The organism is Microbispora sp. ZYX-F-249 (assembly GCF_039649665.1).
Lineage (GTDB): Bacteria > Actinomycetota > Actinomycetes > Streptosporangiales > Streptosporangiaceae > Microbispora > Microbispora maris.
Window position 1 is genome coordinate 60,624 of sequence record NZ_JBDJAW010000030.1, and the last position, 20,079, is coordinate 80,702.

At 72.4% G+C, this 20,079-nt stretch carries 20 protein-coding genes; 8 read left to right on the plus strand and 12 right to left on the minus strand.

All coding sequences use genetic code 11. The annotated features are described in order from the left end of the window. Positions 1 to 23 precede the first annotated feature (23 nt). Both AAH991_RS29100 and AAH991_RS29105 read right to left on the minus strand, forming a co-directional pair. Positions 24 to 557: a GNAT family N-acetyltransferase gene (locus AAH991_RS29100; RefSeq protein ID WP_346229114.1), complete on the minus strand. Its 534-nt coding sequence runs from the start codon at positions 555 to 557 to the stop codon at positions 24 to 26. Between the two features lie 9 nt (positions 558 to 566). After that, positions 567 to 770 carry a hypothetical protein gene (locus tag AAH991_RS29105; RefSeq protein ID WP_346229115.1) on the minus strand — a complete coding sequence of 68 codons (204 nt, stop codon included), beginning with the start codon at positions 768 to 770 and terminating at the stop codon, positions 567 to 569. A 50-nt stretch (positions 771 to 820) separates the two neighbouring features. On the opposite strand from AAH991_RS29105, the gene AAH991_RS29110 reads away from it, so the two are divergent. From AAH991_RS29110 to AAH991_RS29120, 3 genes are all read left to right on the plus strand, one after another. Continuing rightward, on the plus strand, positions 821 to 2,182 hold the full coding sequence (locus AAH991_RS29110; RefSeq protein WP_346229116.1) for a S8 family peptidase: 1,362 nt from the start codon (positions 821 to 823) through the stop codon (positions 2,180 to 2,182). Between the two features lie 79 nt (positions 2,183 to 2,261). Continuing rightward, complete coding sequence (locus tag AAH991_RS29115; RefSeq protein ID WP_346229117.1) at positions 2,262 to 2,528, plus strand: hypothetical protein; 267 nt, start codon at positions 2,262 to 2,264, stop codon at positions 2,526 to 2,528. Continuing rightward, complete coding sequence (locus tag AAH991_RS29120; RefSeq protein WP_346229118.1) at positions 2,525 to 3,091, plus strand: P-loop nucleotide/nucleoside kinase family protein; 567 nt, start codon at positions 2,525 to 2,527, stop codon at positions 3,089 to 3,091. The genes AAH991_RS29115 and AAH991_RS29120 overlap by 4 nt, the downstream gene beginning before the upstream one ends. Here the strand turns inward: AAH991_RS29120 and AAH991_RS29125 are convergent. Beyond that, the gene (locus AAH991_RS29125) at positions 3,088 to 3,675 is read right to left on the minus strand and encodes a TetR/AcrR family transcriptional regulator (protein WP_346229119.1); all 588 of its coding nucleotides are present in this window, start codon (positions 3,673 to 3,675) and stop codon (positions 3,088 to 3,090) included. The genes AAH991_RS29120 and AAH991_RS29125 overlap by 4 nt on opposite strands. Positions 3,676 to 3,760: 85 nt before the next feature. Between AAH991_RS29125 and AAH991_RS29130 the strand changes: the two genes are divergently transcribed. Next, a complete protein-coding gene (locus tag AAH991_RS29130) occupies positions 3,761 to 4,723 on the plus strand; it encodes a zinc-binding dehydrogenase (RefSeq protein ID WP_346229120.1) in 963 nt (320 codons plus the stop codon). Positions 4,724 to 4,751: 28 nt separating this feature from the next. Here the strand turns inward: AAH991_RS29130 and AAH991_RS29135 are convergent, their stop codons facing one another. Further along, positions 4,752 to 5,375, minus strand: coding sequence for an HD domain-containing protein (locus AAH991_RS29135; protein ID WP_346229121.1), 624 nt, complete (start codon positions 5,373 to 5,375; stop codon positions 4,752 to 4,754). Beyond that, on the minus strand, positions 5,372 to 6,139 hold the full coding sequence (locus AAH991_RS29140) for an ion transporter (protein WP_346229122.1): 768 nt from the start codon (positions 6,137 to 6,139) through the stop codon (positions 5,372 to 5,374). Before AAH991_RS29140 ends, AAH991_RS29135 begins: the two co-directional genes overlap by 4 nt. Before the next feature lie 166 nt (positions 6,140 to 6,305). On the opposite strand from AAH991_RS29140, the gene AAH991_RS29145 reads away from it, so the two are divergent. Then, complete coding sequence (locus AAH991_RS29145) at positions 6,306 to 8,123, plus strand: serine/threonine-protein kinase (RefSeq protein WP_346229123.1); 1,818 nt, start codon at positions 6,306 to 6,308, stop codon at positions 8,121 to 8,123. A gap of 30 nt (positions 8,124 to 8,153) precedes the next feature. On the opposite strand, the gene AAH991_RS29150 is transcribed toward AAH991_RS29145, so the two are convergent. Then, positions 8,154 to 9,305 carry an ROK family transcriptional regulator gene (locus AAH991_RS29150; RefSeq protein WP_346229124.1) on the minus strand — a complete coding sequence of 384 codons (1,152 nt, stop codon included), beginning with the start codon at positions 9,303 to 9,305 and terminating at the stop codon, positions 8,154 to 8,156. Between the two features lie 239 nt (positions 9,306 to 9,544). Between AAH991_RS29150 and edd the strand changes: the two genes are divergently transcribed. The 3 genes from edd to eda are packed head-to-tail and all read left to right on the plus strand — an operon-like array spanning position 9,545 to position 12,959. After that, on the plus strand, positions 9,545 to 11,374 hold the full coding sequence (edd, locus tag AAH991_RS29155) for a phosphogluconate dehydratase (RefSeq protein WP_346229125.1): 1,830 nt from the start codon (positions 9,545 to 9,547) through the stop codon (positions 11,372 to 11,374). Next, positions 11,371 to 12,345 (plus strand): glucokinase, encoded by a 975-nt coding sequence (locus tag AAH991_RS29160; protein ID WP_346229126.1) that lies wholly within the window; start codon positions 11,371 to 11,373, stop codon positions 12,343 to 12,345. Before edd ends, AAH991_RS29160 begins: the two co-directional genes overlap by 4 nt. Then, on the plus strand, positions 12,342 to 12,959 hold the full coding sequence (gene eda, locus AAH991_RS29165) for a bifunctional 4-hydroxy-2-oxoglutarate aldolase/2-dehydro-3-deoxy-phosphogluconate aldolase (RefSeq protein ID WP_346229127.1): 618 nt from the start codon (positions 12,342 to 12,344) through the stop codon (positions 12,957 to 12,959). The genes AAH991_RS29160 and eda overlap by 4 nt, the downstream gene beginning before the upstream one ends. 190 nt (positions 12,960 to 13,149) lie before the next feature. Here eda and AAH991_RS29170 read toward each other — a convergent pair whose 3' ends face one another. The 6 genes from AAH991_RS29170 to AAH991_RS29195 form a co-directional block, all read right to left on the minus strand. Next, positions 13,150 to 14,058, minus strand: coding sequence for a carbohydrate kinase family protein (locus AAH991_RS29170; RefSeq protein ID WP_346229128.1), 909 nt, complete (start codon positions 14,056 to 14,058; stop codon positions 13,150 to 13,152). A gap of 115 nt (positions 14,059 to 14,173) precedes the next feature. Next, positions 14,174 to 15,196 carry a LacI family DNA-binding transcriptional regulator gene (locus AAH991_RS29175; protein WP_346229129.1) on the minus strand — a complete coding sequence of 341 codons (1,023 nt, stop codon included), beginning with the start codon at positions 15,194 to 15,196 and terminating at the stop codon, positions 14,174 to 14,176. Between the two features lie 10 nt (positions 15,197 to 15,206). Then, complete coding sequence (locus AAH991_RS29180; RefSeq protein ID WP_346229130.1) at positions 15,207 to 16,820, minus strand: glycoside hydrolase family 13 protein; 1,614 nt, start codon at positions 16,818 to 16,820, stop codon at positions 15,207 to 15,209. 26 nt (positions 16,821 to 16,846) lie between these two features. Beyond that, a complete protein-coding gene (locus AAH991_RS29185; protein ID WP_346229131.1) occupies positions 16,847 to 17,731 on the minus strand; it encodes a sugar ABC transporter permease in 885 nt (294 codons plus the stop codon). Continuing rightward, on the minus strand, positions 17,725 to 18,687 hold the full coding sequence (locus AAH991_RS29190) for a carbohydrate ABC transporter permease (protein WP_346229132.1): 963 nt from the start codon (positions 18,685 to 18,687) through the stop codon (positions 17,725 to 17,727). Before AAH991_RS29190 ends, AAH991_RS29185 begins: the two co-directional genes overlap by 7 nt. Positions 18,688 to 18,690: 3 nt before the next feature. Continuing rightward, positions 18,691 to 19,986 carry an extracellular solute-binding protein gene (locus AAH991_RS29195; protein ID WP_346229133.1) on the minus strand — a complete coding sequence of 432 codons (1,296 nt, stop codon included), beginning with the start codon at positions 19,984 to 19,986 and terminating at the stop codon, positions 18,691 to 18,693. Positions 19,987 to 20,079: the final 93 nt, after the last annotated feature.

Consider the following 20,079-nt stretch of genomic DNA (forward strand, 5'->3'; position numbering starts at 1 on the left):
CGGGCGCCGGCCTTCTCCGGCCGTCACATCGCCGGGGGCCGCAGGCCGAGCCACTGCTCGGCGTCCCAGGCCCGGAACCGCTCGACCTCGACGAAGCCCAGCTTCGCCGCGAGGCGCATCGAGCCGGCGTTGGCGCTTTGGGTGGTGAGCACCACCGGCTCGCCGGGGAGGGCGCGGTCGAACCAGTCGAGTGCCGCCGCGCAGGCCTCGGCGGCGTATCCGCGCCCCCAGGCCTCCGGCAGGAACAGGTAGCCGAGATCGGCCTTCCCCGCGGCAGCCGGGCGCTGGTGCCCGGCCGCTCTCCTGAGCAGGATGTGGCCGATCATCGCCCCGCCGAGCTCGACGACGAAGCTCCCGGGCCATCGTTCGGGCACCTCGGGCATCTCACGCTCGAGCTCGTCGCGCGGGCGGGGACCGCCGAGGTAGGTGTGCACCTCCGGCGAGGCGAGCAGCTCGACGAACGTCGTACGGTCCCGCGCCTCGGGCTCACGGAGCACGAGCCGCTCGGTCCGGATCGGCTCGGGCGGCCAAGCCACGTGTCGTCCCAGATCTGCCATCCGCGCACGCTAACAACACCGCTGGACGACGTTCAACATGGGCAATGACGCGTGGCGAACCGGCCGGGCCATGAGCGCGGCCGGGTGGACGATCCCGGCGACGATCCCGGCGACGATCTCCACGTCGATTCCCCAGGTCCACGCCCTGGGCGACACCGGACGGTTTTCCGTGAAGACGTGGACGCGGCCTCCCGGATGCAGCAAGGTTGTCACGTAACGTATCCACCAAGTCACCATCCGCCGAGTAACGGAGTGGACTCGTCGTGCGCGTACTCATCCAATTGCGTCCCTCCCCCGATCTGGTCGCCGCGGTCGCCGACCGGTCGGTTCCGTCCACGGCGTCCGACGTGGCCGACGGCCTGCCCGGGGTCGTCCTCGACCAGTCGTACGCACCCGTGGCCGTGCCCCGCCCGATGCCCGCGTCCCCCGGCGGGGACCCGCTGTCGCTCAACCAGCCGCTGATCTTCTCCATGGCGCCCCAGGACGCCTCGGTCGTGGTCCGCGGGGAGATCGCCGACGACGAGGTCACCAGCAGGATCGCCCTCCTGCCGGCGACCCGCCGCGACGTGGTCGCGGTGTACGCCGACCCGGCGATCGAGACCACGCTCACCTGCGCGGGCGACCCGGCGGTCGGCGACTGGCACGACGTCGAACGGCTGCTGCGCGTGCCCGACCTGACGTCCGAGGGGCTGGACGGCTCCGGCGTCCCCCTCGCCGTCATCGACACGGGCATCAACGCGGCGTACGTCAAGGCCGCCCGCGGCCACGACGTGACGGTCGACCACGAGCGGAGCTGGAACCCCGCGAGCGTCTCCGGGACCCCGGGGGACTTTCCGGTCGACCACGGCACGATGTGCGCCTTCGACGCGCTCATCGCCGCGCCCAAGGCGTCGCTCGTGGACGTCCCCGTGCTGCTGTCGCGGCGGCAGGGCGGCTCGACGCTCGACGGCCTGCTGTCGGACGCGATCGCGGCGTACGCACACCTGCGCGAGATCCTCGACGCCCAGCCCGCCGAGTCGCGGGCGCTGGTGGTCACCAACAGCTGGGGGTCGTTCTCCCCGCGCTGGGACTTCCCGCCCGGCCACCCCGGCAACTACTCCGACAACCCCGCCCATCCGTTCAACCTGATCGTCGGCAGCCTGGCCGAGGCGGGGGCGGACATCCTGTTCGCCGCGGGCAACTGCGGGACGCAGTGCCGCGACAGCAGGTGCGCCTTCCCCGACCGGCCCATCGTCGGGGCCAACTCCCATCCCCGCGCGCTGTCGATCGGCGGGATCGACACCGCCGGCGCGCGGGTGGGCTACTCCTCGCAGGGCCCCGGGCGGCTGACGGCGCGCAAGCCGGACGTCTGCGCCTACACGCACTTCGCCGGCTCGGGCGCGCTCGGCGACGGCGAGCCCGACTCCGGCACCTCGGCCGCCTGCCCCGTCGCGGCCGGGCTGGTCGCCGCCGTGCGCTCCCGCTGGCCCGCCACCGTGCTGCCGCCCGCCCAGCTCCGGACTCTGCTGCGCCGGACGGCCGATGATCGCAGTGCCGTAGGGTATGACCACGACTACGGGTACGGCGTGGTGGACGCCGCCGGCATCATCGCCGCGCTGCGCCGCCGAGCCGCGAAGGCGGCCTGAGAACACAGCGCCGCGAAGGCGGCCGGAGACGGGCCGCGCCGCCCGGCGTCGGGACGTCCACCAGTGGGAGGCGGGGCCGGTGGCAGAGGTGCTCATCACCGTGCGGCTTCCCGCGCCCGCGACGCTGGAGGCCGCGATGCGGCGGCTCGGCCTCACCGAGGACGAGGTCGACACCGCGTACGGCCTGGTGCCGGTCGATCCGGACAGGAACCTGTACGTCCTGCGGGTGACCGAGGACGCCGGACGCCGGGTCGGCGGCCAGGGCACCGGCGGGGCGGACAGCGGTCGGGCGGACGGCGGGCCCTACTCCGATCCGCCGATCGAGCCGTACGGGCCGCCGCGATGAACGCTCCCGTCTGGGTGGTGTCCGGTCCGCCGGGCGCGGGCAAGTCGACCGTCTGCGATCTGCTGCTGGCCCGTCTCGACCCCGCGCCGGCCCTGCTCGACAAGGACACGATGTACGGCGGCTTCGTCGAGGCCACCCTCGCGGCGTACGGCAGACCGCCGGGCGAGCGCGAGGGGCCGTGGTACGACGAGCACGTCAAGCGGCACGAGTACGCCGGAATGACGGCGACGGCCAGGGAGATCCGCTCCCACGGCTGCCCGGTGATGCTCGGCGGGCCGTTCACCTCCCAGGTGCACGACGCGGCGCTCTGGCGAGCGTGGGTGGAGGCGCTGGGCGGCCCCGAGGTGCGCCTGGTCTGGATCCGCTCCGACGGCCCCACCCTGCGCGAGCGGCTGGTCCGCCGGGGGCTCGCCAGGGACGGGCAGAAGCTGGACAGGTTCGCCGAATACCTGCGTGCCATCCGCGTGGACGAGCCGCCCGCCGTGCCGCACGACGAGATCGACAACCGCCTCGGCGCCCCGCCGCTCGCCGGCCAGATCGACCGGCTGCTGACGAGGACCTAGGTGGTCTCCGTCCGGTGGGCGTGGAACGCCTGGATCACCAGCGCGGCGAAGCGCCGGGAGGCCGTGACCCGGGCGGCCGTGGAGGTGGCCGGGATGCCCCTGTTGGCCGTGAGCATGAGGATCAGGTCGTCCAGGACGAAGTCGGGGCGCAGGTGGCCGGTGTCCTTGGCGCGGCGGGCGAGTTCGGCGAGCGAGTCAAGCGCGCGCCGCCGGTTCGCGGCGACGTCCGTCGCGTCGGGGAAGGCCGACAGGAAGGCGCCGGTGAAGCCTCGATTGCGGGAGTGCAGCTCACAGATCCTCTCGATCACCAGGCGGAATCCGCGCCACGGATCCGGGTCGGCGCATCCCTCCTCGACGATGGCGTGGCACGCGCGCATCTCGTCGGCGAAGGCCTCGGCGACCAGCGTCTGCTTGGTCGGGAAACGGCGGTAGAGGGTGGCGGGGCCGACTCCGGCCCGCCGCGCGATCTCCCGCATGGAGGCGTTCAGGCCTTCGGCGGCGAACAGCGCGCGGGCCGCGTCGAGGATGCGCTCCCGGTTGTCCAGGGCGTCGGCGCGCAGGATGTGAGGCAAACGGTCACCCACCGCTCTCACTTTAGCCGAGCGCACGGCGGCGGCCGTTAGCGTCCGGGCCAGTGTCCCGACCGATCCCAGAAATGCGGAGACGACAGTGAAGGCAGTCGCGATCCAGGCGTTCGGCAGTCCCGAAGGCATGAAGGTCATCGACCTCCCCGCCCCGGTGCCCGCCGCCGGGCAGGTGCTGATCGCCACCGAGGCGATCGGCGTGGGCGGCGTCGACGCCGTGATCCGGCGTGGGGCTCTGGCCGCCCACGGCTTCGCCGAAGGCCATGTGCCCGGCGGCGAGGTGGCGGGCACCGTGACCGCCGTCGGCGACGGCGTCGGCATCTCCTGGGTCGGCCGGCGGGTGTGGGCGTCCACCGGCGTGGGCGGCGGCTACGCCGAACAGGCGATCGCTCCGGTCGGGGAGGTCCTTCCCCTCCCCCCGGGCCTGTCCGCCGTCGACGCGGTGACGCTCGGCGGCCCGGGGGTGGTGGCCCACTTCGCGCTCGCCCATGCGCGTTTCGCTCCCGGCGAGTCGGTGCTGGTGCGCGGCGCGGCCGGCAGCATCGGGATCACGGCGGTCCAGCTCGCGGCTCGTGGCGGCGCCGCCGCGGTGGCGGTCACGACGTCGTCGGCCGAGCGCGGGGACCGCCTTCGCACGCTCGGCGCGACCCACGCGCTGGACCGCTCGGGCAACGGAGACGAGGACGCTCCCGCCGGCTACGACGTCGTCCTCGACGTCGTCGCCGGCGTCGGCATGCCCGCCTTCCTCGGACGGCTCAACCCGAACGGCCGCATGGTGGTCGTCGGCGTGGTCGGAGGGCAGCCTCCGGCGGACTTCGGGACGACGATCATGGCGGCGTTCCGCAGGTCGTTGTCGTTCGCCACCTTCAGCGCCGGCACCGTGGCCGGGCCCGCCCGGCGTGCCGTGAGAACCGAGCAGTTCGCCGCCGCGAGCCGGGGCGAGCTGCGGACGGTGGTGCACGAGGTGCTGCCGCTGGAGCACGCCGTGCCGGCGCACCGGAAGATGGACGCCGGCGAGGTGTTCGGCAGGATCGTGCTGACGCCGTAGCCCTCGCGGTTCACGCGGGGGTCGCCGGTCACACGATCTCGTGCCCGTACGCGTCGGACAGCGGCCGGAGGTCGGGGACCCCGAACGCCGCGCACATCGCCGCGAACCGCTCGGCCTTGTCCTCGCCGTACCGCCGGACGTGGGCCGCGTAGGCGCCGGCGCTGACGAACCTCGGCGGCTCGGTCTTGCTGTGGAACTTGTCGGCGAACATCACGAGCTCCTCCTCGGCCGACTCCGCGAGGTAGTCGGCGGGAGGCAGCGGCAGGCCCTGCCGCAGCACGTCCGCGCGGCTGATTCCCACTCCCGTGTGGTGGGAGCAGAACCGGCACAGGATCTCGGGCAGGCCCTCCGCGCGGAGCAGTTCGTGGCCGAGGATCCCGTGGCGTACGTAGCCCGCGTGGCCGAGCCGTCCGTCGTCGTCGTAGAGCAGGTAGACCCCGATGTCGTGCAGGAGGCTGCCGGCCTTCACCAGCTCGGCGTCGACGTCGAGGCCGGCGCGGTCCGCCAGGTCCAGGGCGATCGCGCAGACGATCTCGCAGTGGGTGTGGACGAGCTCGAACGCCTCCTGCGTGGGCGCGTGTGCCGCGTGCAGCGCCCGGATCTCGGCGTCCGTCGGAAGTCGCGGGCGCGGGGTGCGCGAGGCGTCCGTCACGAGCTGGGCACCCGTTCGCCCAGGCTCTCGCGCAGGCCCCTGATCTCCTCGCGCAGGGCCGACAGCTCGGCGAGCGTGGAGCGGTCGTCCCTGGCCTCCTCCTCCATGGCGCTCACCACGACCGCGATGAAGAGGTTCAGCACGACGAAGGTGCAGACCAGCACGAACACCACGAAGTAGAGCCACGACGAGGGGTGTGTCCGCATCAGCTCGCGGTTGATCTCCGACCAGCCGTCCCCCGTCATGACCTGGAAGAGGGTGTACAGCGAGGTGGGCAGGTCGCCGAAGTACTCGGGCGCGGCGGCGCCGTACAGCTTGGTGCCCATGACGGCGGCGACGTACAGGACGAGGCCGAGCAGGACGACGATCGAGGTCATCCCGGGGATGGCGGTGAGCAGCGCGGAGACCACCCGGCGCAGCGACGGCACCACCGAGATCAGCCGCAGCGCCCGCAGGACGCGCAGGGCCCGCAGCACCGACAGGCCGCCCGCGGTGGGGAGGAACGAGAGGCCGATGATCAGCACGTCGAAGACGTTCCAGGGGTCACGGAGGAACCGCCACCGGTAGACGTAGATCTTGGCCAGAATCTCCGCCACGAAGACGTACAGCGCGACGTGGTCGGCGACGTGCAGTTCCGTGCCGTACCGGGCGACCGCCTCGGCGGAGGTCTCGACGCCCAGCGTGGCCGCGTTGAAGAGGATCACCACGGTGATCGCCTGCTGGAACCGCCGCGACTCGATCAGGCGGCGGACACGTTCACGCACGAAGGACTCCTGGGGGGCCATGGAAGATCGTCACAGAGCCTAGTGCCACCGCCCGACATATCCCGCTCCCGTCGGCCGGTCGAGCGTCCCGCCGCGGCACCCGACGGGGCCGGTGCTTTCGCTACGCTGGCCCGCGGAGCCGTGATCGCGATGGATGAGGGGCTGCATGGCCGGAAGTCCGTTACGTACCGGAGACCCCGAACGGCTGGGTGACTACCGCCTCGTCGGCCGCCTGGGAGAAGGCGGCCAGGGCGTGGTGTATCTCGGCGAGACGCCTGACGGGGAGAAGGTGGCGGTGAAGGTCGTACGGACGCGGCCGTCCACGGGCATTCCCACGTCCTTCACCAGGGAGCTGGCCGCGGCACGCCAGGTGGCGGAATTCTGCACGGCGCGCATCCTCGACGCCAGGCTGGACGCCGACCCGCCCTACATCGTGAGCGAGTTCGTCGACGGTCCGTCGCTGCAGCAGGTGATCGAGAGCAACGGCCCGCTCAGGGGCGCGGTACTGCACCGGCTGGCCATCGGCACCATCACCGCCTTGGCGGCCGTCCACGCAGCGGGGGTGGTGCACCGCGACTTCAAGCCGAGCAACGTGCTGACCGGCCCCGACGGGCCGCGCGTCATCGACTTCGGCATCGCCCGGCTGGTCGACGCCTCGGCCACCACCGGTCCCGCTGCCGGCACCCCGCCGTACATGGCCCCCGAGCACTTCCGCGGCGAACGGATCGGGCCTCCGGCGGACGTGTTCGCCTGGGGCTCCACCATCACGTACGCGGCCACGGGAGCGCCGCCGTTCGGCCGGGACACGCCCGCGGCCGTCGCCTACCGGATCGTGCAGGGCGAACCCGTCCTCGGTGATCTCACGGACGGGCTGCGCGACCTGGTGGAACGCTGCCTGGACAAGGATCCGGCACGCCGGCCGACCTCCCGCGAGGTGCTCTTGACCCTCCTGGACGACGTCCCGTCGTCCGGCGGGGACATCGCGGCGCTCCGATTGGGCCGGCAGGCGGCGGGTCAGGTCACGCCGGAGACGACGGGCGGCGGGGAGCGCCGGCTTCCCCGCCGGGCGCTGCTGGCCGGCACGGGCGCGGTGGTCGCGGCCCTCGCCGGAACCTGGATCGCGGTCGATCGCCTGCCCGGCCGGACCGTGGCCGGGGGCGCGGGGCCGTCCGCGCCGGGGCCCGGAACCTCGCCCGCGCCCGGCTCCTTTCCACCCTCCGCGGCTTCGGGCGGGCCCACCGCGAGCGCCACGGCTCCCGGGGAAAGCGCTTCGCCGTCCGCGGGCCCCGCCGGCACGTCCGCGCCGTCCCCTGTCGCAGCTCCCGCGACCGCGGTGGAGCTGGGCGCGGCGATCGACGCCGCCGTCACGGCCACTCCTTCCGCGAGGTTCGCCTGTCGCGGGGCGTTCTCGGAGAGCGACACCTACCTGGAGGCCGAGGGCCGATACACCCACGATGCCGCCGGCCGGTACGACACCGGCTCCTACGACATGCGCGTCACCTATCCGGGAAGCGAGCGGAAACGCGTCGTCGTCATCGCCGGCGACGTCCATCTTCCGGACGGCGAGAAGCTGCCGCTGGATCTCGACCCGCAGGGGGATGCCGCCCGCCGCCACGACAGCGCGGCGGCGGGCGCCGCGCTGTTCATCCTCGTCGGCTCCATCGCCACGATCCTGACCCTTGTGGGCGCCAGTCCGAGGGTCTACCGCTCCGGGAAGGACGGCAGGACGTACGCGGGCGGCGTCCAGGTCGCGGACACCGGTTACCCGCTGCGCGAGTTCCTCGCGAGCTGGCTGAGCCCGGCGCGGGGTCTGGACAGGTCCCGCATCTCCTACACCCTGACGCTCGGCCAGGACGACCTTCCGGTCAGGTTCGTGTTCGCCTGGAAGGCGTCCCTGCCGGGGCGGGGACCGGACTCCTCGTCCTTCACGACGACCTACCGGGGATGGGGCCCGGCCCGGCCGATCGTCGCCCGGGCTTCCTGAGACCGGCTTCCTGAGACCGGCTTCCTGGGATCAGCGGGCGGCGGCGTCCACGGCCCGGGCCGACAGGACGTGGTCGAGGACCATGAGGGCGCAGCCGGTGATGCCCGCGCCGGGCCCGAGGTGGCTGCGCTCGATGCGCAGGCTGCGGGTGGCGAGCTGGGTGGAGCGCCGGTAGACGACCTCGCGCACGCCGGACACCAGCGGCTGGAACATCTCGGCGACGTCGCCGCCGAGGACCACGACCGCGGGGTTGAGCAGGTTGACCGCGCCCGAGATGACCTCGCCCAGCCAGCGGCCGGCCTGCCGCACCACGGCCATGGTCTCCGCGTCGCCGGCCCGGACCAGGGCGGTCACGTCGGCGAGCGAGGTCACGTCGCGGCCCTTGGCCCGCAGGTCGCGCAGGATCGCGGTGCCGCTGGCGACCGAGTCGACGCAGTCGAGGTTGCCGCAGCGGCACAGCACGCCCCCGCCGTCCCGCACCGGGATGTGCCCGATCTCCCCGGCCGCGCCGAGCGCTCCGCGCAGGATGCCGCCACCGGAGATCACACCCGCGCCGATGCGGGTGGAGACCTTCACGAACAGCAGGTCGTCGAGTTCGGAGGCGTAGACGACGCGGTGCTCGCCCATGGCGATGACGTTCACGTCGTTGTCCACGAGCACCGGCACGCGGAACCGCTCGGCGATGATCGGCGGGATCACCACGCCGGTCCAGCTCGCCATGACGCGGGCGCTCTCGACCCGCCCGGCGGCGAACTCCACGGTCGCCGGAACGCCGAGCCCGATGCCGACGACGTCGTCCCGCCCGTCGAGCAGCTTCTCCCAGGTGTCCATCAGCAGGGGCAGCACGACGTCCGGCCCCTCCTCGACGTCGATGTCCAGGTCGGTGCGGTGCCGCACCTCGCCCGCGAGGTCGCACAGCGCGATCTGGGTGCGGCGGGCACCGAGCGAGGCCACCGGGACGACTCCCCCGGAGGCGGCGAAGCGCAGCCGTACGGGCGGGCGGCCCCCGGTGGACGGCCCTTCGGCGTCCTCCACGATCAGCCCGCGCTGGAGCAGGTCGGCGACGCGGTGCGCGACGGCCGGCCGGGACAGGCCCGTCACACGGCCGATGTCGGCACGCGTCATCGCCTCCCCGCTCCGGATGAGCTGGAAGACCTCGCCGGTTGTGGCTATACGTGACATCGAGCGTAAGTGAAGCACAGGAACTCACCTAAGTTCAACGACTTATTCATTCTGAGTTACAAAACTAGGCTTGATAAGTCGCATAACTTCCGGATACTGTCCCATCCGTGCCCAATCGACACCTGGTGCCCGATCATCGGATCGGGGCCGGACGTGCCGCCGGGCACACGTCCCGGGACGACGTCCCGGGGCGCGTTCGACCCCGCCTCGCGGCGGCACCGGCAGGAGGAGGACCTTCCGTGACGCACCCCGTTATCACCGAGGTCACCGAGCGCGTGGTGACGCGCAGCCGCGAAAGCCGTGGGGCCTACCTGGAGCGGGTGCGCCGCGCCGGGGCCGAGCTGCGTGAGCGGGGGCCGGCCCGGGGGCGGCTCGGCTGCGCCAACCTGGCCCACGGTTTCGCGGCCGCGCCCGCCGAGGACAAGCTCGACCTGCGCGGTACGGCGAAGCCCGGCGTGGCCATCGTGACGTCGTACAACGACATGCTGTCGGCGCACCAGCCGTACGAGACCTACCCGCCGGAGCTGAAGCGGGCGGTCCGCGACGCGGGCGGCGTGGCGCAGGTGGCGGGCGGCGTGCCCGCGATGTGCGACGGCGTCACCCAGGGCCGGGCGGGCATGGAGCTGTCGCTCTACAGTCGCGACGTGATCGCGATGGCGACGGCGATCGCGTTGTCGCACGACATGTTCGACGCGGCCCTGCTGCTCGGGGTCTGCGACAAGATCGTTCCGGGGCTGCTCATCGGCGCCTTACGGTTCGGGCACCTACCGGCGATGTTCGTGCCCGCCGGGCCGATGACCTCGGGCCTGCCCAACAAGGTCAAGGCCAGGGCGCGGCAGGCCTTCGCCGAGGGCAAGATCGGCCGCCTGGAGATGCTCGACGCCGAGGCGGCGTCCTACCACTCCCCCGGCACCTGCACGTTCTACGGCACCGCCAACTCCAACCAGCTCCTCATGGAGGTCATGGGCCTCCACCTGCCCGGGGCCACGTTCGTCAACCCGCACACCGAGCTGCGGCACGCGCTGACCAGGGCGGCGGCGCGGCGGGCGGTCGAGATCACCCCGCACGGCGCGGAGTACACGCCCGTCGCCGAGGTCGTGGACGAGAAGGCGATCGTCAACGCGGTCGTCGCGCTGCTCGCCTCCGGCGGCTCCACCAACCACACGATGCACCTGGTCGCCGTGGCGGCGGCCGCCGGAATCGAGCTGACCTGGGACGACATGGCGGACCTGTCCAAGGTCGTGCCGCTGATCACCCGCATGTACCCCAACGGCCAGGCGGACGTGAACCACTTCCAGGCCGCGGGCGGCATGGCGGTGTTCATCGGCGACCTGCTGGACGCCGGGCTGCTCCACGAGGACGTGCTCACGGTCGCCGGGCGCGGCCTCGGCCACTACCGGTCCGCGCCCGCGCTCAAGGAGGGCGCGCTGGTGTGGGAGGAGCGGACCGAGCCCGGCACCGACACCGAGGTCCTGCGGCCGGTCGCCGAGCCGTTCTCCCCCGACGGCGGCATCCACATGCTGTCGGGCAACCTCGGCCGGGCGGTGAGCAAGGTCTCCGCCGTCAAGCCCCAGCACCTGGTGATCGAGGCCCCGGCCAAGGTGTTCGACGACCAGCTCGACCTGCTCGCGGCGTTCGAGCGGGGCGAGCTCGACGGGCAGGACTTCGTGGCGGTCGTGCGCTACCAGGGCCCCCGGGCCAACGGCATGCCCGAGCTGCACAAGCTCACGCCGCCGCTGGCCGTCCTGCTCGACCGCGGCCAGAAGGTGGCCATCGTCACCGACGGCCGCATGTCCGGCGCCTCGGGGAAGGTCCCCGCGGCGATCCACCTGTCCCCCGAGGCCGCCGACGGCGGGCCGATCGCGCTGGTGCGCGACGGCGACGTGATCCGCCTCGACTCGGCCGCCGGGACGCTCACCGTGCTCGCCGACCTCACCGGGCGTACGCCCGCGGGCGCGCCGCTGACCGACGAGCAGTGGACCGGCACCGGCCGCGAGCTGTTCGCCTCCTTCCGCCGCGCGGTCGGCCCCGCCGAGCGCGGGGCGAGCGTCTTCGGAGGTGCCGCGTGAGCCTTCCCTGGCTGGTCGCGGACATCGGCGGAACCAACGCCAGGTTCGGTTTGGTGACGCGGCCCGGAGGGCAGCCGGAGGCGGTAGCCGTACTCGACGTTTCCCAGCATCTCGGCCTTGCCGATGCCGTAGCCGCCTATCTCGCAGACCATGCGGGCGGAGTTCGGCCGGGGGCCGCGTGCCTGGCGATCGCCGGTCCGGTCGACGAAGACCGGTACCGGCTGACGAACGCGGGGTGGTCGGGATCCGTGGAGGAACTCGGCATCCCGCGCACGGTGCTGCTGAACGACTTCGAGGCGCTGGCGATCTCACTGCCGCACCTGGCGGGCGACGACCTCGTGCCGCTCGGCGGACCCCCGCCGACGGCGGGCCTGACCAAGGCCGTGCTCGGGCCCGGCACCGGGCTCGGAGTGGCCGGGCTGGTCCCCGTGCGCGAGGGCTGGCAGCCGGTGGCCGGCGAGGGCGGGCACGTCGCCGTCCCCGTCGTCACGGATCTGGAGATGGAGATCGTCCGGGCGCTGCGGGCGGACGGCCTGCCGTACGTGGACGCCGAGCACCTGCTTTCGGGCACCGGGCTGCCACGGCTGTACCGCGGCCTCGCGCTCGCGCGCGGCGTCACGCCCGAACCGCGGACGGCCGCCCAGATCACGGCGGCGCATATCACCTCCTCGGACGACCCGCTCTGCGCCGAGACCGTCGAGGTCTTCCTCGCCCTGCTCGGCGGTTTCGCCGGCGGAGTGGCGCTCACCCTCGGCGCGCGGGGCGGGGTCTATCTGGGCGGCGGCGTGCTGCCCCGTCTGGTCGCGCGGATCCCGGGCAGCGCGTTCCGGGCCCGGTTCGAGACGACCGCGCCGGCGCTGTCGGAGTACGCCGCCGCGATCGCCACCTCACTGATCATCGCCGAACAGCCGGCGCTTACGGGCGCGGCCGCCTGGCTCGCCCAACGATTCCCCCATGTGGAGCGTGTATGAGCAACCTTCTCGACCTCGCGCCGGTCGTCCCGGTGGTCGTCCTCGACGACGCCGAGAGCGCCGTCCCTCTCGCCCGGGCCCTGGTGAACGGGGGCCTGCCGGTCATCGAGGTCACGCTGCGGACCCCGGCCGCCCTCGACGCCATCCGGCGGATCGCCGCCGAGGTGCCGGAGGCCGTCGTCGGCGCGGGCACCGTGCGCTCGCCGGAGGACGTGGAGGCCGCGACGGAGGCCGGCGCCCGGTTCCTCGTCTCCCCCGGCACCACGCCCGGTCTGCTCGCGGCCATGCTCGCCGCCGGTGTGCCGTTCCTGCCGGGCGTCGCCACGGCCACCGAGGCGATGACGCTGGCCGAGCGCGGGGTGCGCGAGCTGAAGTTCTTCCCCGCCGAGCCCGCCGGGGGCGTCACGTACCTCAAGGCGCTGAGCGGCCCGCTGCCCGACGTGCGGTTCTGCCCCACGGGCGGGATCACCCCGTCGAACGCCCCCGCCTACCTCGCCCTGCCGAACGTCGGCTGCGTCGGCGGCAGCTGGCTCACGCCGCGCAGCCTGGTGACGGCGGGCGACTTCGCCAGGATCGAGAAGCTCGCGTCCGAGGCCGCCGCGCTGCGCCCCTGAGCGCTCCCTGAGTCTCCTCAGCTCGCCGGTCCGTCCTTCCTCCCTCGGCGGAGCCGGTGACCATGCCCGTGCCCGTGACCCGGGCACGTCCATGGGTGCCGGGCCCGTGACCGCTCACCGGCGGTCGCGGGCCCGGCGTCGTCTCACCCCGCGCTCACAACTCCGGCACCCGGTCTCACGGCGCCCGGTCTCACGGCGCGGCCGGCAGCGCGTCCAGGGCGATCGGGTCCTCGTGGGTGCCCACGCTGGTGCACGCGTGCGCCCCGGCCACGGCGGCCAGCCGTACGCACTCCTCCAGTGGCCGGCCGGTCAGGCGGCCGTACAGGAAGCCGGACACGAACGCGTCCCCGGCGCCGTTGCTGTCGGCCACCGGTCCGGGCAGCGGAGCCGCGGGGAAGCGCCGGACGCGCCCGCCGGCGAGCACGTGGCAGCCCTCGGCCCCGGCCGTGCACACGACCACCGACGCCCGGCCCCGCTCCGCGATCGACCGCATGACCTCCTCCCGCCGCCCGCCGAGCTTCACCGCGGACAGGAAGACCAGGTCGGAGGAGTAGGCGAAGTCCTCGTGGTGCGGGTTCTCCCCGTCCCAGTCGTGCAGGTCGGTCGAGACCGTCGTCCCGTCCGGGATGTCGGCGTACACATGCCGGGCGAAGTCCACGATCGAGACGTGGACGTGCCGGGCCTCCCGGAGGGCGGGCAGGTAGAGGTCGCGCGGCATGCGCTGGCCGGGGACGACCCGGGGGTCGAAGAGCGACAGCCGCCTGCCGGCGGAGTCCACCAGCAGGACGCTGCGGCGGGTGCCCGCCTCCGACACCGCGTGGGAGAAGTCCACGCCGCGGGCGGCGAGATGGCCGCGGATCAGCGCGCCCTGGGGGTCGTCGCCGATCAGGTCGACGAACTTCACCCGCAGGCCGAGCGCGTGGCAGCCGAGGGCGACCCCCGCGCCGGTGTTCCCGATCCGGTCCACGACGGGCGGCACGGCGTAGGTGTCGGCGTACGGCAGGGGCAGTTCCGGCACGTAGACGGTCGTGTCGACGCCGGCGCCGCCGACGACGAGGACATCCAGTGCATGATCACGGAGGGCGTCGTTCGAGGTCACACGGGTTCCAAGGGATTCAGTGCATGGTCACGAAGGGTGGATGCGCAGGTCGGCGGCCGTCTGTGCGACTAACTACAAGATCACGGTGGGGGTGTGGGGGTGTGGGGGGTGGGGGTCAGCGGTTGACGAGGGGGCCGGAACTGGTGGAGCCGCGCACCACGAGCTCGGGCTGGTAGACCAGCTCGACGTGCTTGGCCGGGCTGCCGCCGATCTCCTCGAGGAGCGTCTCGACTGCCGCGGCCGCCATCGCGCCGATCGGCTTGCGCACGGTCGTCAGCGGCGGGTCGGTGAAGGCCATCAGCGGCGAATCGTCGAACCCGACGACCGACACGTCCCCGGGCACGGACAGCCCCCGCTCGCGGGCGGCGCGGATCGCGCCGAGCGCCATGAGGTCGCTGGCGCAGAAGACGCCGGTGCAGCCGCGGTCGAGCAGCGCCGCGGCGGCGGCCTGCCCGCCCTCGACGGAGAACAGCGAGTGCTGGATCAGGTCGTCGACGTCGGTCAGGCCGAGCAACTGGGCCATCGCCTGCTGGAAGCCCTCGATCTTGCGGATGACCGGGACGAACCGCCGCTGCCCCAGCGCGAGGCCGATGCGCTCGTGCCCGAGGTCCACCAGGTGCTGCACGGCCAGGCGCGCGGCGAGCCGGTCGTCGGGCGAGATGAACGGCGCGGGGATGGCCTCGTTGTAGCCGTCCACGAACACGATCGGCAGGCCGCGGTCGGTGAGCCGGGTGTAGCGGTCCATCCGCGCGGTGGTGTCGGCGTGCAGGCCGGACACGAAGACGATGCCGGACACGCCCCGGTCGAGCAGCATCTCGGTGAACTCGTCCTCGGGCGCGCCACCGGGCTCCTGGGTGCACAGGATCGGCGTGTAACCGTGCTGGATCAGCGACTTCTCCATCGCCTGGGCGAACGCCGGGAAGATCGGGTTGCCGAGCTCCGGGATCACCAGGCCGATCAGGCCGTTGCTGCGCTGGCGCAGCCGCTGGGGACGCTCGTAGCCCATCAGGTCGAGGGCGGTGAGCACGGCCTGGCGGGTGGCCGGGGAGACCCCCGCCTTGCCGTTGAGCACACGGCTCACCGTCGCCTCGCTGACTCCGGCCTGAGCAGCGATGTCGGCGAGCCGTGTGTTGTTCATGAGCATTACTTTAGACATTGTTCCCGGTCCACCAGGTGGCGGAGTCGGGCGCGAGCCGCACGACCGCGCCGGACGTCTCCGGCCCTCCGCTGGCCAGCAGCAGGTCGCCCGGCGCCCCGATCTCCACCCACTCGGACGTCATGTTGAGGACGCAGGCGAACGACTCGCCGCGGCGGAACGCCAGCGTGCCGGCCGGGCTGTCGAGCCAGGTCAGCGTGCCGTCGCCCAGCTCCGGGTGCTCCCGCCTGAGGGCGAGCGCGGCCCGGTAGAGGCTGAGCGTCGAGGCGCCGTCGCGCAGCTGCGCCTCCACCGAGAGGGTGTGCCAGTCGGCCGGCATCGGCAGCCAGCTCTCGTAGATGCCCGGCGGGGTGAAGCCGTACGGCGGCTCGCCCGCGGCGGTCCACGGCAGCGGCACCCGGCAGCCGTCCCGGCCGCTGTCGGGGTCGCGCAGCCGCTGGGGGTCCTGGAGGTACTGCTCGGGCAGGTCGAGCACCTCGGGCAGCCCGAGCTCCTCGCCCTGGTAGATGTAGGCCGAGCCCGGCAGCGCCAGCATGAGCAGCGCCGCCGCCCGCGCCCGGCGCAGGCCGCGCTCGCCGCCGCCGTACCGCGTGACGTGCCGCTTGACGTCGTGGTTGGACAGCACCCAGGTCGGGGGCGCGCCCACCAGCGCCGACGTGCGCACCGACTCGTCGATGACCTCGCGGAAGCGGCCGGCCTCCCAGGGCGTCTTGAGGAAGTGGAAGTTGAACGCCTGGTGCAGCTCGTCCGGGCGGACGTAGTTGGCCAGCCGCTCGGGCGAGGGCGCCCACGCCTCGGCCACCCCGATCCGCTCGCCGTCGTAGGAGTCGAGGATGCGGCGCCACGTCCGGTGGATCTCGTGCACGCCGTCCTGGTCGAAGAACGGCACGACCTGCTCGCCGATCATCTCGGCCTGGCCCGAGGCTCCCACGTCGGGCAGGCCGGGCGCCTTGACCATGCCGTGCGCCACGTCGATGCGGAAGCCGTCCACGCCGAGGTCCAGCCAGAACCGCAGCACGTCGGCGAACTCCTCGTGCACCTCCGGGTGCTCCCAGTTGAGGTCCGGCTGCTCGGGCGCGAACAGGTGGAGGTACCACTGCCCGTCCGCCACCCGGGTCCAGGCGGGCCCGCCGAAGATCGACTCCCAGTCGTTGGGCGGCAGCTCGCCCGCCGCGCCCTTGCCCTCGCGGAAGATGTAGCGCTCCCGCTCCGGGCTGCCGGGCCCGGCCCGCAGCGCCGCCTCGAACCAGGGGTGCCGGTCGGAGGTGTGGTTGGGCACCACGTCCACGATGATCCGGATGCCCAGCCTGTGGGCGTCCGTGATCAGCGCCTGGGCGTCGGCCAGCGACCCGAAGATCGGGTCGACGTTCCGGTAGTCGGCCACGTCGTACCCGAAGTCGGCCATCGGCGAGGGGTAGAAGGGCGTCAGCCAGATCGCGTCCACGCCGAGGTCGGCCAGGTACCGCAGGCGGCTGCGCACGCCGAGCAGGTCGCCGATCCCGTCGCCGTTGCCGTCCGCGAAGCTGCGGACGTACACCTGGTAGATCACCGCGTCGCGCCACCACCTGGTCGTGACCGCGGACGGCTGGACGGCGAGTTCGGTCATTGGGATCCCCCGATTCTCATATGAGGTCACGCCTTCGTCGCGCCGGCCGTCAGGCCGGTGACGAGGTGGCGCTGGACGAGCAGGAAGACGGCGGCCGCCGGGATGGCGATCAGCACCGACGAGGCCGTGAGCAGGCCCCACTCCGCCTTGTGCTGGCCGACGAACTGGCTCAGGCCGACCGCGAGCGTGTACTTGTCGTCGCCCGTCATGAACGCGGTCGCGTACGCGACCTCCGCCCAGGCGGTGATGAACGAGTAGAACGCGGCCACGGCCAGGCCGGGCTTGGCCAGCGGCAGGATGAGCCGCCAGAACGTGCCGAACGGGGTCAGGCCGTCCACCCGGCCCGCCTCGTCGATCGTCACCGGGACGGTGTCGAAGTAGCCCTTCATCATCCACGCGCAGAACGGCACGGTGGAGGTGAGGTACGCGATGACCAGGGACGGGAACTGGTTGATCAGCCCGAGGCCGGCCATCAGGTTGTAGATCGGCACGATCAGGATCGCCACGGGGAACATCTGCGTGATCAGCAGCATCCACATCACCGAGCGGAACCCGGGGAAGCGGAAGCGGCTGACCGCGTAGCCGGTCGTGGCCGACAGCAGCACGCCGAGCACGGCCGTGATCAGCGAGACGATCACGGCGTTGGCGGCCCAGGTGAGGAACCGGGTCTCCCCGAGGACCTGCGTGTAGTTGGCGAGCGTGGGGTGGTCGATCGGCGCGACCGACGCGGTCTCGATGACCGTGCGCGGCTTGAGCGAGGTCAGCACCAGCCACGCGACCGGGAACACCGACACGATGCTCGCGGCGATCAGCGTGAGGTGCAGGGCGGCCGACTTGGCGGGGCTGCGCCTGTCGCGGCTCCACGTGCCGGCGCGGGCGGGGGCGGCGGCGGGGGCCGGGGCGCTCACCATGCCTCCCCCTGCTGCCTCAGCGCGCGCTTGTAGACCGCGGCCAGCACCACGAGCAGGGCGAGGATCACCATGCCCCAGGCGGCGGAGCCCGAGTAGTTCCTGATGCCCTCGAACGCCTGGCGGTAGGCGTACGTCACGAGAATCTCCGTGGAGCCGCCCGGTCCTCCCCTGGTCAGGAGGTAGATGACCGGGAACTGGTTGAACGTCCAGATCGTGCCGAGCAGGACGACCGTGCTGGACACCGGGCGCAGGCCCGGCACCGTGATGTGGCGGAACCGCTGCCACGGCGAGGCGCCGTCGACCTCGGCGGCCTCGTACAGCTCGCGCGGAATGGCCTGCAGGCCGCCGAGCAGCGCGAGCATCATGAACGGCACGCCCAGCCACACGTTGCAGGCGATCACCGAGACCTTGGCCCAGAACGGGTCGTCGAGCCAGCTGACGCCGGCGAACCCGGCGGCCCGCAGCATTGCGTTGACCACGCCGAACTCGCCGTTCAGCAGGTAACGCCAGATGAACGCGGACACGAAGGCCGGCACCGCCCACGGCAGCACGAGCAGGATCCGGTAGAACGACCGCAGCCGCATGGGCCGGTTGAGCAGCAGCGCCAGGCCGAGGCCGATCCCCACGTGCAGGGCGACGCACACGACGGTCCACACGATCGTCCAGGTCAGCCGGCCGAGGAACTCCGACGAGGTGAGGATGTCGGTGTAGTTCTTCAGGCCCACGAACTCATAGGTGGACGGGATGACGTTCATCCCGATCGTGCGGCCCATGTTGCCCTCGGTCGCGTCGGTGAGCGACAGGTAGATCCCCCGGACGAGCGGGTAACCGACCAGCACCAGCGTCACGACGACGACCGGCGCGATCATCGCCCAGGCGTACCAGTGACGCGACAGGAGGCGCCGCGCCCCACTGCGGGGCGCGGCCCTTCTCGTCACGACGACGTCAGCCGTCATCGCCTACAGGCTCCAGCCCTTGAGGATGCCCTGGTAGGCGGTGGCGACGTCCTTGAGCATGGGCTCGGTCGTCGTCTGCCCGCCGGCGAGCTTCTGGTAGCCCTCCACCAGCGGCTGGAACAGCGAGGCCGCCTCGGGGATCCAGGGACGCTCGACGGCCGTCTCCATCGGCTTCTGCCACTGCGCGATCTTCGGGTTCGCGGTGGCCTCGGGGGCGCTGTAGGCGGGCTGGCGGGTCGGCAGCAGGCCGAGCTTGCCGGCGATCTTCGCCTGGCTCTCCGCGCTCGCCATGTACTGGACGAACAGGTAGGACGCGTCGAGGTTCTGCGAGCCGGCGTAGACCGTGTAGTCGTGGCCGCCCAGCGGCGAGCCCGCCTTCGCCGAGCCGGCCGGGACCGGGGCGACGCCGAAGTTGTCCGGGTTGTCCTTGAACACCTTGCCACCGAGGTTGTCGGCGTTCGACCACGGCCCGTTGAAGATCATCGCGACCTTGCCGTCCTTGAACGCGGTCTCGGCGTTCGTGTAGCTGTCCTGCAGCGCGGGCTTGACGGCGGCCCCGGACGTGATGAGGTCCTCGACGATCTTCACCCCCGCCACGCTCTGCGGGGACGAGATCGTGATCTTCTTGTTCTGGACGTCGACGAAGTCGCCGCCCTCGCCGTAGATGAACGGAAGCAGGAAGTAGGCGTCCACGTTCAGGGCGATGCCGCCGGCTCCGGTCTTCGACTTGACGTCGAGCGCCACCTTCTTGAGGTCGGCCATCGTGGCCGGAGGCTCGTCGTAGCCCGCCTTCTTCAGTAGTTCCTTGTTGTACAGCAGGCCGAGGGTGTCCGTCACCTGCGGCACGCCGTACGTCTTGCCGTTGAACTTGCCGCTGGCCGCGGGCACCGGCAGGAACTCCTCGGGCTTGTCGACGGCCGCGGTGCCGTCCAGCGGCGCGAGGTAGCCGAGCGAGGCGAACTCCGCGACCCAGCCCACGTCGGTGCGCAGCACGTCGGGGGCGCCCGACCCGGACTGCGCCGCGGTCTTGAACTTGTCCCGCGCGTCCGCGAACGGCACGTTGACGTAGTTGACCTTGATCTTCGGGTACTTGGCCTCGAAGCCCTTGATGATCTCCTTGAAGACCGGTCCCTCGGTCGTGGCGTCCGAGGTGTCCCACCAGGTGACCGTTCCGGACACCTCGGCGGGAGCGGCACTCTTGGCCGGGGCCGAGCCGGCGTCGCCGGAACCGTCGCCACAGGCGGTGACCGCCAAAGCGAGCGCCGCGGCCACCGCCGCGGACGTGAGGACTCGCCTCATCTGCGTCGCACTCCTTGCTCAGGGGGATTTGAGCGGAACGTAACAGGAGCACGAACGAGGATGAAAGGCCTTACAGAAACTTTCAGCAATTTC